This window comes from Salmonella sp. 32100201201700099SM (genome assembly GCF_017572645.1).
Lineage (GTDB): Bacteria > Pseudomonadota > Gammaproteobacteria > Enterobacterales > Enterobacteriaceae > Salmonella > Salmonella enterica.
Genome location: NZ_JAGERQ010000003.1, coordinates 65,260 through 78,514, shown reverse-complemented (window position 1 = coordinate 78,514; position 13,255 = coordinate 65,260). Strand labels below are relative to the sequence as shown.

12 protein-coding genes are annotated in these 13,255 nt (G+C 56.3%); 10 read left to right on the top strand and 2 right to left on the bottom strand.

Annotation, left to right across the window (positions count from 1 at the left end):
• The first annotated feature begins 26 nt into the window (after positions 1-26).
• The 8 genes from nuoG (at position 27) to nuoN (ending at position 10,231) form a co-directional block, all read left to right on the top strand.
• Positions 27-2,753 carry an NADH-quinone oxidoreductase subunit NuoG gene (nuoG, locus tag J4685_RS05975; RefSeq protein ID WP_016505203.1) on the top strand — a complete coding sequence of 909 codons (2,727 nt, stop codon included), beginning with the start codon at positions 27-29 and terminating at the stop codon, positions 2,751-2,753.
• Complete coding sequence (gene nuoH, locus J4685_RS05970; RefSeq protein WP_000118515.1) at positions 2,750-3,727, top strand: NADH-quinone oxidoreductase subunit NuoH; 978 nt, start codon at positions 2,750-2,752, stop codon at positions 3,725-3,727. The genes nuoG and nuoH overlap by 4 nt, the downstream gene beginning before the upstream one ends.
• A gap of 14 nt (positions 3,728-3,741) precedes the next feature.
• A complete protein-coding gene (gene nuoI / locus J4685_RS05965) occupies positions 3,742-4,284 on the top strand; it encodes an NADH-quinone oxidoreductase subunit NuoI (protein ID WP_000172747.1) in 543 nt (180 codons plus the stop codon).
• Between the two features lie 10 nt (positions 4,285-4,294).
• Positions 4,295-4,849 (top strand): NADH-quinone oxidoreductase subunit J, encoded by a 555-nt coding sequence (gene nuoJ / locus J4685_RS05960; protein ID WP_000393522.1) that lies wholly within the window; start codon positions 4,295-4,297, stop codon positions 4,847-4,849.
• A complete protein-coding gene (nuoK, locus tag J4685_RS05955; RefSeq protein WP_000612687.1) occupies positions 4,846-5,148 on the top strand; it encodes an NADH-quinone oxidoreductase subunit NuoK in 303 nt (100 codons plus the stop codon). The genes nuoJ and nuoK overlap by 4 nt, the downstream gene beginning before the upstream one ends.
• Positions 5,145-6,986 carry an NADH-quinone oxidoreductase subunit L gene (nuoL, locus tag J4685_RS05950; RefSeq protein WP_001056577.1) on the top strand — a complete coding sequence of 614 codons (1,842 nt, stop codon included), beginning with the start codon at positions 5,145-5,147 and terminating at the stop codon, positions 6,984-6,986. The genes nuoK and nuoL overlap by 4 nt, the downstream gene beginning before the upstream one ends.
• A gap of 251 nt (positions 6,987-7,237) precedes the next feature.
• The gene (gene nuoM / locus J4685_RS05945) at positions 7,238-8,767 is read left to right on the top strand and encodes an NADH-quinone oxidoreductase subunit M (protein ID WP_000926427.1); all 1,530 of its coding nucleotides are present in this window, start codon (positions 7,238-7,240) and stop codon (positions 8,765-8,767) included.
• A 6-nt stretch (positions 8,768-8,773) separates the two neighbouring features.
• Entirely contained in the window at positions 8,774-10,231 is a 1,458-nt protein-coding gene (gene nuoN / locus J4685_RS05940; protein ID WP_000156674.1) for an NADH-quinone oxidoreductase subunit NuoN, read from the top strand.
• Positions 10,232-10,371: 140 nt separating this feature from the next.
• Here the strand turns inward: nuoN and J4685_RS05935 are convergent, their stop codons facing one another.
• Entirely contained in the window at positions 10,372-11,376 is a 1,005-nt protein-coding gene (locus J4685_RS05935) for a chemotaxis protein (RefSeq protein WP_000368554.1), read from the bottom strand.
• Between the two features lie 65 nt (positions 11,377-11,441).
• A complete protein-coding gene (gene rbn / locus J4685_RS05930) occupies positions 11,442-12,359 on the bottom strand; it encodes a ribonuclease BN (RefSeq protein ID WP_000419093.1) in 918 nt (305 codons plus the stop codon).
• Positions 12,360-12,419: 60 nt separating this feature from the next.
• Here rbn and J4685_RS05925 point away from each other — a divergent pair, with 60 nt between their 5' ends.
• Both J4685_RS05925 and elaB read left to right on the top strand, forming a co-directional pair.
• Complete coding sequence (locus J4685_RS05925; protein WP_000568155.1) at positions 12,420-12,881, top strand: GNAT family N-acetyltransferase; 462 nt, start codon at positions 12,420-12,422, stop codon at positions 12,879-12,881.
• A gap of 54 nt (positions 12,882-12,935) precedes the next feature.
• Positions 12,936-13,241 (top strand): stress response protein ElaB, encoded by a 306-nt coding sequence (gene elaB / locus J4685_RS05920; RefSeq protein ID WP_001522308.1) that lies wholly within the window; start codon positions 12,936-12,938, stop codon positions 13,239-13,241.
• Positions 13,242-13,255: the final 14 nt, after the last annotated feature.

Here is a 13,255-nt window from a genome sequence, read left to right as displayed (position 1 = left end):
ACGATTTTTAATTTGGAAGCATGCTAATGGCTACGATTCATGTAGACGGCAAAGAATACGAGGTCAACGGCGCGGACAACCTGCTACAGGCATGTCTGTCCCTCGGCCTTGATATTCCGTATTTTTGCTGGCACCCGGCGCTGGAAAGCGTCGGTGCTTGCCGCCAGTGTGCGGTGAAGCAATACCAAAACGCGGAAGATACGCGTGGTCGCCTGGTGATGTCCTGTATGACGCCAGCCACCGACGGTACCTTTATCTCTATTGACGACGAAGAAGCGAAACAGTTCCGTGAAAGCGTGGTGGAGTGGCTGATGACTAACCACCCGCACGACTGTCCGGTCTGTGAAGAGGGCGGTAACTGCCATCTTCAGGATATGACCGTGATGACGGGTCACAGTTTTCGTCGCTACCGTTTCACTAAACGTACCCACCGCAACCAGGATCTGGGGCCGTTCATCTCTCACGAAATGAACCGCTGTATCGCCTGCTACCGTTGTGTGCGTTACTACAAAGATTATGCTGATGGTACCGATCTGGGCGTCTATGGCGCGCATGACAACGTCTACTTCGGGCGTCCGGAAGACGGTACCCTGGAAAGCGAATTCTCCGGTAACCTGGTCGAGATTTGTCCGACCGGCGTCTTCACCGATAAAACGCACTCCGAGCGTTACAATCGTAAATGGGACATGCAGTTTGCGCCGAGCATCTGCCAGCAGTGTTCCATCGGCTGTAACATCAGCCCGGGCGAGCGCTATGGCGAATTACGCCGTATCGAAAACCGTTACAACGGCACCGTTAACCACTACTTCCTCTGCGACCGCGGTCGTTTCGGCTATGGCTATGTGAACCTGAAAGACCGTCCGCGTCAGCCGGTTCAGCGCCGTGGCGACGACTTCATCACCCTCAACGCCGAGCAGGCGATGCAGGGCGCGGCGGATATTCTGCGCCAGTCGAAGAAAGTGATCGGTATCGGTTCGCCGCGCGCCAGCATTGAGAGCAACTTTGCGCTGCGTGAGCTGGTTGGTGCGGAAAACTTCTACACCGGTATCGCGCGCGGCGAGCAGGAACGTCTGCAACTGGCGCTGAAAGTGCTGCGTGAAGGCGGCATTTACACCCCGGCGCTGCGGGAGATCGAATCTTATGACGCGGTACTGGTCTTGGGTGAGGATGTCACTCAGACCGGCGCGCGCGTTGCGCTGGCGGTACGCCAGGCGGTGAAAGGTAAAGCGCGTGAAATGGCGGCGGCGCAGAAAGTGGCCGACTGGCAGATTGCGGCCATCCTTAACATCGGCCAGCGTGCCAAACATCCGCTGTTCGTGACCAACGTGGACGGCACCCGTCTGGATGATATCGCCGCCTGGACCTATCGCGCGCCGGTGGAAGATCAGGCGCGCCTGGGCTTTGCGATTGCCCATGCGCTGGACAATACAGCGCCTGCGGTTGACGGTATCGACAGCGACTTGCAAAACAAAATTGATGTCATTGTGCAGGCGTTGGCCGGCGCGAAAAAACCGCTGATTATCTCCGGCACTAACGCCGGTAGCAGTGAGGTGATTCAGGCGGCCGCCAACGTGGCGAAAGCGCTGAAAGGCCGTGGCGCCGACGTCGGTATTACTATGATTGCCCGCTCCGTGAACAGCATGGGGCTGGGTATGATGGGCGGCGGTTCGCTTGACGATGCGTTGGGCGAGCTGGAAACCGGCAGCGCGGACGCGGTGGTGGTGCTGGAAAACGATCTCCACCGTCATGCAAGCGCTACGCGCGTGAACGCCGCGCTCGCCAAAGCGCCGCTGGTGATGGTGGTTGACCATCAGCGCACGGCGATTATGGAAAACGCGCATCTGGTGCTTTCCGCGGCAAGCTTCGCCGAAAGCGATGGTACGGTCATCAACAACGAAGGCCGCGCGCAGCGCTTCTTCCAGGTTTATGATCCGGCCTACTACGATAACAAGACGATTATGCTGGAAAGCTGGCGCTGGCTGCATTCGCTGCACAGCACCGTCGAAAACCGCGAAGTGGACTGGACTCAGCTTGACCACGTGATCGATGCGGTCATTGCCGCCATGCCGCAATTTGCCGGCATTAAGGACGCCGCGCCGGATGCGACCTTCCGCATTCGTGGGCAGAAGCTGGCGCGCGAACCGCATCGTTACAGCGGTCGTACGGCGATGCGCGCCAATATCAGCGTGCATGAACCACGTCAGCCGCAGGATAAAGACACCATGTTCGCCTTCTCGATGGAAGGGAATAACCAACCGACTGCCCCGCGATCTGAAATTCCGTTCGCCTGGGCGCCGGGCTGGAACTCCCCGCAGGCGTGGAACAAATTCCAGGATGAAGTGGGCGGCAAACTGCGTCACGGCGATCCGGGCGTGCGTTTGATTGAAGCGACTGAGGGCGGTCTGGATTATTTCACTACCGTGCCGGCAAGCTTCCAGGCGCAGGACGGTCAGTGGCGTATTGCGCCGTATTACCACCTGTTTGGCAGCGACGAATTGTCTCAGCGTTCTCCGGTCTTCCAGAGCCGTATGCCGCAGCCGTATATCAAACTTAATCCGGCGGATGCTGCGAAGTTGGGCGTCAATGCCGGGACGCGCGTCTCCTTTAGCTACGATGGCAATACGGTGACGCTGCCGGTTGAAATCTCTGAAGGGTTAGCGGCAGGGCAGGTAGGGCTGCCGATGGGTATGCCTGGCATCGCGCCGGTTCTGGCTGGCGCGCGTCTTGAAGATCTGCGGGAGGCGCAACAATGAGTTGGATTACACCGGATCTGATTGAGATCCTGCTGAGCATTCTCAAAGCGGTGGTGATTCTGCTGGTGGTCGTCACCTGCGGGGCCTTCATGAGCTTTGGCGAACGTCGTCTGCTGGGTCTGTTCCAGAACCGTTATGGACCAAACCGCGTTGGCTGGGGTGGCTCGCTCCAGCTGGTCGCGGATATGATCAAGATGTTCTTTAAAGAAGACTGGATCCCAAAATTCTCGGATCGCGTCATCTTTACCCTGGCGCCGATGATCGCGTTTACTTCGCTGCTGCTCTCCTTCGCCATTGTGCCGGTTAGCCCTAATTGGGTGGTGGCCGATTTAAACATCGGGATTCTGTTCTTCCTGATGATGGCCGGTCTGGCGGTTTACGCGGTGCTGTTCGCCGGTTGGTCGAGCAACAACAAATACTCGCTGCTGGGCGCGATGCGCGCGTCTGCCCAGACGGTGAGCTACGAAGTGTTCCTTGGTCTTTCCCTGATGGGCGTGGTGGCGCAGGCCGGTTCATTTAATATGACCGATATCGTCAATAACCAGGCGCATCTGTGGAACGTGATTCCGCAATTCTTTGGGTTTGTTACTTTCGCCATCGCGGGCGTAGCGGTCTGTCACCGTCACCCGTTTGACCAGCCGGAAGCCGAGCAGGAACTGGCGGACGGTTACCACATCGAATATTCCGGGATGAAATTCGGTCTGTTCTTCGTGGGGGAGTACATCGGCATCGTCACCGTTTCCGCGCTGATGGTAACGTTGTTCTTCGGTGGCTGGCATGGCCCGTTCTTACCGCCATTCGTCTGGTTCGCGCTGAAAACCGCGTTCTTCATGATGATGTTCATTTTGATTCGTGCGTCGTTACCGCGTCCGCGTTATGACCAGGTAATGTCCTTCGGCTGGAAAGTTTGCCTGCCGCTGACGCTCATCAACTTGCTGGTAACGGCGGCTGTCATTCTGTGGCAGGCGCAATAAGGGACACAAAGACCATGACCTTAAAAGAATTATTAGTAGGTTTCGGCACTCAGGTACGCAGTATCTGGATGATCGGCCTGCATGCGTTCGCCAAACGCGAAACGCGGATGTATCCGGAAGAGCCGGTCTATTTACCGCCCCGTTACCGTGGCCGTATCGTGCTCACGCGCGACCCGGACGGTGAAGAGCGCTGCGTTGCCTGTAACCTGTGTGCGGTAGCCTGTCCGGTAGGCTGTATCTCTCTGCAAAAAGCGGAGACCAAAGATGGCCGCTGGTATCCGGAATTTTTCCGCATTAACTTCTCACGCTGCATCTTCTGCGGCCTGTGCGAAGAAGCGTGCCCGACCACGGCGATTCAGTTGACCCCGGACTTCGAACTGGGCGAATACAAACGTCAGGATCTGGTGTACGAAAAAGAGGATCTGCTGATTTCCGGTCCGGGCAAATACCCGGAATATAACTTCTACCGGATGGCGGGTATGGCAATCGACGGCAAAGATAAAGGCGAAGCAGAGAACGAAGCCAAGCCTATCGACGTCAAGAGCCTGTTACCGTAAGGAGAGGGCAATGGAATTCGCTTTTTATATCTGTGGCCTGATAGCCATCCTCGCGACCCTGCGAGTGATCACCCATACCAATCCGGTACACGCGCTGTTGTATCTGGTGATATCGCTTTTGGCGATTTCCGGGGTGTTCTTTTCGCTGGGCGCTTATTTTGCCGGTGCGCTGGAAATTATCGTCTACGCAGGCGCCATCATGGTGCTGTTTGTGTTCGTGGTGATGATGCTCAACCTCGGCGGCAGCGAAATCGAACAGGAACGCCAGTGGCTGAAGCCGCAGGTGTGGATTGGTCCGGCGGTTTTGTCGGCCATTATGCTGGCGGTCATTGTGTACGCCATTCTGGGCGTTAACGACCAGGGCATCGACGGCACGCCGATTAGCGCGAAAGCGGTGGGCATCACGCTGTTCGGGCCTTATGTTCTGGCGGTCGAACTGGCGTCTATGCTGCTGCTGGCAGGCCTGGTGGTGGCGTTCCACGTCGGTCGTGAAGAGCGTGCGGGCGAAGTGCTAAGCAACCGCGCCGATGACCGCGCGAAAAGAAAAACGGAGGAGCGCGCATGATCCCCTTAACACACGGACTGATCCTCGCTGCGATTTTATTCGTCCTGGGTTTAACCGGTCTGGTTATCCGCCGCAATCTGCTGTTTATGCTGATCGGGCTGGAAATCATGATTAACGCCTCCGCGCTGGCCTTTGTGGTCGCCGGGAGCTACTGGGGCCAGACCGATGGTCAGGTGATGTACATTCTCGCCATCAGCCTTGCGGCTGCGGAAGCGAGTATTGGACTTGCGCTGTTGCTGCAACTCCATCGCCGTCGCCAGAACCTGAACATCGATTCAGTAAGTGAGATGCGTGGATGAACATGCTTGCCTTAACCATTATTCTGCCATTGATTGGCTTTGTACTGCTGGCGTTCTCTCGCGGACGCTGGTCGGAAAATCTCTCCGCGACCATTGGCGTGGGTTCCGTTGGTCTGGCGGCGTTGGTGACAGCGTTTGTCGGGATGGATTTCTTCGCCAACGGCAAACAGGCGTTCAGCCAGCCGCTGTGGACGTGGATGTCGGTCGGTAACTTCAACATCGGTTTTAACCTGGTGCTGGACGGCCTGTCGCTGACCATGCTCTCTGTGGTCACCGGCGTCGGCTTCCTGATCCACATGTTCGCGTCCTGGTACATGCGTGGGGAAGAGGGTTACTCCCGCTTCTTCGCTTATACCAACCTGTTTATCGCCAGCATGGTGGTTCTGGTGCTGTCCGATAACCTGCTGTTGATGTACCTCGGCTGGGAAGGCGTGGGCCTGTGCTCTTATCTGTTGATCGGCTTCTATTACAGCGATCCGAAGAATGGCGCGGCGGCAATGAAAGCCTTCGTGGTAACCCGTGTCGGTGACGTGTTCCTCGCCTTCGCGCTGTTCATCCTCTACAACGAACTGGGCACGCTGAACTTCCGCGAAATGGTCGAGCTGGCGCCAGCGCACTTTGCTGACGGCAACAACATGCTGATGTGGGCGACGCTGATGCTGCTGGGCGGCGCGGTCGGTAAATCTGCGCAGCTTCCGTTGCAGACCTGGCTTGCCGACGCGATGGCCGGTCCGACGCCGGTCTCCGCGCTGATCCACGCCGCCACCATGGTTACCGCCGGTGTCTACCTGATTGCACGCACGCATGGCCTGTTCCTGATGACCCCGGAAATTCTGCATCTGGTGGGTATTATCGGGGCGATTACGCTGGTAATGGCAGGTTTCGCCGCGCTGGTGCAGACCGACATCAAACGCGTGCTGGCCTATTCCACCATGAGCCAGATTGGCTACATGTTCCTGGCGCTGGGCGTGCAGGCGTGGGATGCGGCGATTTTCCACCTGATGACGCACGCCTTCTTTAAAGCGCTGCTGTTCCTGGCGTCCGGTTCCGTCATTCTGGCCTGCCATCACGAACAGAACATCTTTAAGATGGGCGGTCTGCGTAAGTCCATTCCGCTGGTGTATGCCTGCTTCCTGGTGGGGGGCGCGGCGCTGTCGGCGCTGCCGCTGGTCACTGCGGGCTTCTTCAGTAAGGATGAGATCCTGGCTGGCGCGATGGCGAACGGTCATATCAATCTGATGGTGGCGGGTCTGGTTGGCGCGTTCATGACCTCCCTGTACACCTTCCGGATGATTTTCATCGTATTCCACGGTAAAGAACAAATTCATGCTCATGCAGGGAAGGGGATTACCCACCATCTGCCGCTGATTGTCCTGATGATTCTGTCTACCTTTGTTGGCGCGCTGATTGTGCCGCCATTGCAGGGGGTGCTGCCGCAGACAACTGAACTGGCGCATGGTCGTGTGTTGACCCTGGAAATTACCTCTGGCGTAGTGGCGATTGCCGGTATCCTGATTGCCGCATGGCTGTGGCTGGGTAAACGCACGCTGGTGACGTCGATCGCCAACAGCGCGCCGGGCCGTCTGCTGGGCACCTGGTGGTATAACGCCTGGGGCTTTGACTGGCTGTACGACAAAGTATTCGTCAAGCCATTCCTCGGTATCGCCTGGCTGCTGAAGCGCGACCCGCTTAATGCGTTGATGAACATTCCGGCTATCCTTTCCCGTTTTGCAGGCAAAGGCCTGGTACTGAGCGAGAACGGTTATTTGCGCTGGTATGTGGCATCCATGAGCATCGGCGCGGTTGTGGTGCTGGCGCTGCTGATGGTACTGCGTTGAGTTTGTTGGCTGGATGAACGACTGCCGGATGGCGCAGTGCTTATCCGGCCTACAAACCCAAAAATAATTTTTAGAATTCGTTGAAAATCTGTTCCTGAAGTACAGGCGTCATCGGCGAAGTCAGACCGGATACCGCCAGCGCACAGCAACCGGAGCGTACTTAAGTACGTGAGGATTGCGAGCACTGCCGGGATTCGGGCTGGCGAGTGAGATAGCCTGAGCAGGAGTAAATATAAGGGACATACTTAGCTATGTTATTACCCTGGTTAATACTAATCCCCTTTATCGGCGGCTTTCTGTGCTGGCAGACCGAACGCTTTGGCGTGAAAGTGCCGCGCTGGATAGCGCTGATTACCATGGGACTGACGCTGGCGCTCGGTCTGCAATTGTGGTTGCAGGGCGGCTACTCACTGACGCAATCCGCCGGTATTCCACAGTGGCAATCTGAATTTGTCCTGCCGTGGATCCCGCGTTTTGGCATCTCTATCCATCTGGCGCTCGACGGACTGTCGCTGCTAATGGTGGTGCTGACCGGCCTGCTCGGCGTTCTGGCGGTGCTTTGCTCCTGGCGAGAAATCGAAAAATATCAGGGCTTCTTCCACCTCAACCTGATGTGGATCTTAGGCGGCGTTATCGGCGTGTTCCTGGCCATCGACATGTTCCTGTTCTTCTTCTTCTGGGAAATGATGCTGGTGCCGATGTACTTCCTGATAGCGCTGTGGGGCCACAAAGCTTCTGACGGTAAAACGCGTATCACGGCGGCAACCAAGTTCTTCATTTACACCCAGGCGAGTGGTCTGGTGATGTTGATTGCCATCCTGGCGCTGGTGTTTGTGCACTATAAAGCGACCGGCGTGTGGACCTTCAACTATGAAGAGCTGCTGAATACCCCGATGTCCCACGGTGTGGAATATCTGCTGATGCTGGGCTTCTTCATCGCCTTCGCGGTGAAAATGCCGGTGGTTCCGCTGCATGGCTGGCTGCCGGATGCGCACTCCCAGGCGCCGACCGCCGGTTCCGTCGACCTGGCGGGGATCTTGCTGAAAACCGCCGCTTACGGTCTGCTGCGTTTCTCCCTGCCATTGTTCCCGAACGCGTCGGCGGAGTTTGCGCCCATCGCCATGTGGCTGGGCGTCATCGGCATTTTCTACGGCGCGTGGATGGCCTTTACCCAATACGACATCAAGCGCCTGATTGCCTATACCTCCGTTTCCCACATGGGCTTCGTGCTGATCGCTATCTACACCGGCAGTCAGCTGGCGTACCAGGGCGTGGTGATTCAGATGATTGCACACGGTTTGTCCGCAGCCGGTCTGTTCATTCTGTGTGGCCAGTTGTACGAACGTCTGCATACGCGTGACATGCGTATGATGGGCGGCCTGTGGGGCAAGATGAAGTGGTTGCCTGCGCTGTCCATGTTCTTTGCGGTGGCGACGCTCGGTATGCCGGGCACCGGTAACTTTGTCGGCGAATTTATGATTCTGTTCGGCAGCTACCAGGTGGTGCCGATGATTACCGTTATCTCGACCTTTGGGCTGGTATTCGCCTCTGTATACTCGCTGGCGATGCTGCATCGCGCTTACTTTGGTAAAGCGAAGAGCCAGATTGCCAGCCAGGAACTGCCAGGGATGTCGCTGCGCGAGCTGTTTATCATTCTGTTGCTGGTGGTGCTTCTGGTACTGCTTGGCTTCTATCCGCAGCCGATTCTGGATACCTCGCATTCTGCGATGAGCAACATCCAGCAGTGGTTTGTTAATTCCGTTACTACTACAAGGCCGTAAATCGCCATGACAATAACTCCACAACACCTGATTGCGCTGCTACCGCTGCTGATCGTCGGCTTGACGGTGGTGGTTGTGATGCTCTCCATTGCGTGGCGACGCAATCACTTCCTCAATGCCACGCTGTCGGTCATTGGGCTTAACGCTGCTCTGGTTTCGCTTTGGTTTGTCGGCCAGGCCGGGGCAATGGACGTCACGCCGCTGATGCGCGTTGACGGCTTTGCGATGCTCTACACCGGGCTGGTGCTGCTGGCGAGCCTCGCCACCTGTACCTTTGCCTACCCGTGGCTGGAAGGCTATAACGATAACCAGGAAGAGTTCTACCTGCTGGTGTTAATCGCCAGCCTGGGGGGAATTCTGCTGGCGAACGCCAACCATCTGGCGACGCTGTTCCTCGGTATTGAACTGATCTCACTGCCGCTGTTCGGCCTGATTGGTTATGCTTTCCGCCAGAAACGCTCGCTGGAAGCCAGTATCAAATACACCATCCTCTCCGCCGCCGCCTCGTCTTTCCTGCTGTTCGGGATGGCGCTGGTCTATGCGCAGTCCGGCAACCTGTCTTTCGAAGCGCTCGGTAAGAGCCTCGGCGATGGTATGCTGCACGAGCCGTTGCTGCTGGCGGGCTTTGGCCTGATGATTGTCGGTCCGGGCTTTAAACTCTCTCTGGTGCCGTTCCACCTGTGGACGCCAGACGTTTACCAGGGCGCGCCTGCGCCGGTTTCTACCTTCCTGGCGACGGCGAGCAAAATCGCTATCTTCGGCGTGGTAATGCGTCTGTTCCTGTATGCGCCGGTAGGCGACAGCGAAGCGGTACGCGTGGTGCTGGGCATTATCGCCTTTGCCTCTATCATCTTCGGTAACCTGATGGCGCTGAGCCAGACCAACATCAAACGTCTGCTCGGTTACTCTTCTATCTCTCACCTCGGCTATCTGCTGGTGGCGCTGATTGCCCTGCAGAGCGGCGAGATGTCGATGGAAGCGGTAGGCGTTTATCTGGCCGGTTATCTGTTCAGCAGCCTCGGCGCGTTTGGCGTGGTCAGCCTGATGTCCAGCCCGTTCCGCGGCCCGGATGCCGACTCCCTGTACTCTTACCGTGGTCTGTTCTGGCACCGTCCGGTTCTTGCCGCGGTGATGACGGTGATGATGCTGTCGCTGGCAGGTATCCCAATGACGCTGGGCTTTATCGGCAAATTCTACGTGCTGGCGGTCGGCGTTCAGGCCAGCCTGTGGTGGCTGGTCGCCGCCGTGGTGGTGGGTTCCGCGATTGGTTTGTACTACTACCTGCGCGTTGCGGTGAGTCTCTACCTGCACGCGCCGCAGCAACCGGGACGCGACGCGCCGACAAACTGGCAGTACAGCGCAGGCGGTATCGTGGTGCTGATCTCCGCGTTGCTGGTGTTGGTACTGGGCGTCTGGCCGCAGCCGCTGATTAGCCTTGTGCAGTTAGCGACGCCGTTGATGTAAGCAATAAGTAAAAACGAAAAACCCGCTTCACGAAGCGGGTTTTTTATTACCTGATGTCATTCTTTAAAATGACTCAGGACGGTAGACCGGATAAGGCGCTTGCGCCGCCATCCGGCCTGTAAGGTCTCAGCGACCGGAATTTAACTTAGCAACTGCCGGCTTACCAGCGGGCCGCTGATGTTTTGCGCCGCGCGTTCCATCACTTCCTGTATCACTGAAGAGAGTTCGTTAATCTCAAACTTGGCCACGTAGCCGTCGGCTTTCACCTTACGCACATGATCTTCGTTGGCGCTGCCGGAAAGGGAAGAGTGAATAACAACCGGGATCTTTTTCAGCCGTTCATCGGTTTTAATTTTACGCGTTAACGTAAAGCCATCCATCTCCGGCATCTCAAGGTCTGTCAGGACTAGCGCGATTTTCTCGCTAATTGGCTTACCTTCGGCCTCCGCTTCCTGCGCCAGTTGCTGGATTCTCTCCCAGGCATCCTTGCCGGTCACATGCATCTGATGCGGAATTTCCATCGCGTTCAGCCCTTTTTCCAGCATCGCGCGGGCGACTTTGGAGTCTTCCGCCACAATGGCAACCGCGCCGGGGGTAATATAAAATTTATTGGTCTTCAGATTGGTGGCGCGCAGATCGTGGCTGGAGGGGACAATATCATAAAGGATCTGCTCAACGTCGAGCACCAGCGCCAGGTTGTTGGTTTCTTTGTTGTCATCCAGGCAGGCAATACTGGTGATGTAGCGACCGTTGACGGCTTTCTCGGCGGTATGCACCTGTTGCCAGTCAAGACGCATAATATTTTCCACCGACTCGACGGCAAATGCCTGTACGCTGCGCGCATATTCGGTGATCAGCAAAATATTCAGCCCGGTTTCCGGCTTGCAGCCCGCTACCGCTGGCAAATCAATCACCGGAATGACCTGATCCCGAATATTGACCATGCCCAATAGCGGCGCTTTCATGCCTGCCGGGCGCGTAAAGGCGGGCATAGGTACGATTTCGCGCAGCTTAAATACATTGATACCGAACAGCTCTGACTTCTGTTCATGCAGCGATGTACCAAGACGGAATAACAGCAGTTCAAAACGGTTGGACAGGGTTAAATTGGCCCTGTCATCAATATCTTTCTGAAAATTGTCCATCCTAACCTCATTATGAAAGCCTGCCTTTTTTAGTGTTATCGGCAATGAGGACAAAAAATGGAGCGCTAAACCGGGAAAACAGAAAAATCGTAAGCCAGCTCCGTCGCCGGGAAAATAGCTCGGCATTCCGCCAGTAAGCGCTGACAGCCTTTATCGTCATAGCGTGAGCTAATGTGGGTCATGATCAGCCGACCAACGGCAGCCTCCCGCGCCAGCGTCGCGGTTTGACGGGTGGAGCTGTGTCCGCGAGCGTTGGCTTTCTCCTCCATTGACGCATCCAGCGTGGTTTCATGAACCATCACATCCACACCCTGCGCCAGTGCGAGGGCGGCCTCGCAGGGCGCGGTATCGCCGAAAATCGCCACTGATTTCCCGGCCACGGCGGGAGCAAGGTAGTCGGCGCCATTGATCTGCCTTCCATCGGCAAGCGTGACGGTTTTTCCTGCCTTCAACGCCTGAAACAGCGGGCCGGGCGTAACGCCTGCGGCTTTTAACGCCCTGGCATTCAGCGCGCCAGGCTTGTCATGTTCAACAACGCGATATCCGTAGCACTCCAGTGGATGCTCCAGCCTGAACGCGGTCACTTTACGCAGACCGTCGTCAAGAATATCGCCAGCGCTAATTTCTTCAATTTGCAACGGAAAATCGGTCCATGAACCGCTAAGGCGCAGTGTGGTTGCAATAAACTCACGCACGCCTTGAGGCCCGTATACGGTTAGCGGATGGGGATTCCCCGCCATCGACCGGCTGCATAGCAGACCCGGCAGGCCAAACAGATGATCGCCGTGAAGATGGCTGATAAAAATGCGCTCAAGCTTACCGGGATGAAACGCGGTATTAAGCATTTGATGCTGTGTCCCTTCGCCGCAATCAAAAAGCCATACTCCCGGCTGCGTTGGATGTTGCAGATGTAATAAAATTGCCGTTACATTGCGTGAGCGTGTGGGAACGCCTGCGGACGTACCTAAAAAAATTAATTCCATCTTGTCCATACACGTTTGGTTATCGTTTAACCCAAGATTACCACAACACAGGAGCGCATCATGATTGACTGGCAGGATCTCCACCATAGCGAACTTACCGTTCCTCAACTTTACGCGTTACTCAAATTGCGCTGCGCGGTCTTTGTGGTAGAACAGCGCTGTCCTTACCTGGATGTGGATGGCGATGATTTAGTCGGCGACAATCGGCATATTCTGGGCTGGCATCAGGATGAGCTGGTGGCGTATGCGAGGATTCTGAAAAGTGATAACGAATCAGACCCGGTTGTCATTGGCCGGGTGATCGTCAGCGATGCCTGGCGAGGGGCGAAACTGGGCCAGCAATTAATGGCGAAAACGCTGGAATCTTGTGGGCGGCACTGGCCGGATAAGCCGCTATATCTGGGGGCGCAGGCGCATCTGCAACCTTTTTATGCGCGGTTTGGTTTTATTCCGGTCACCGATGTTTATGACGAAGACGGCATTCCGCACCGGGGAATGGCGCGGGAGGTTCATCAGGCATAAACCGAAACCGTTGACTATAGTTAGGAGCAGGTGTTAACACAACGGAGAATGAGAATGTCATATCAATTTGGTGAATCACGTGTTGATGATGATCTGACTTTGCTCAGCGAAACGCTGGAAGAGGTTTTACGTTCCTCAGGCGATCCCGCCGATCAAAAATACATTGAGCTGAAAGCCCGCGCGGAACAAGCGCTGGAAGAGGTGAAAAACCGCGTAAGCCATGCGTCGGATAGCTATTATTACCGGGCAAAGCAGGCCGTTTATAAAGCGGATGACTACGTTCATGAAAAACCCTGGCAGGGTATTGGCGTAGGCGCGGCGGTAGGACTGGTGCTTGGACTGCTGCTGGCGCGGCGCTAAATCCCCCCACTGAA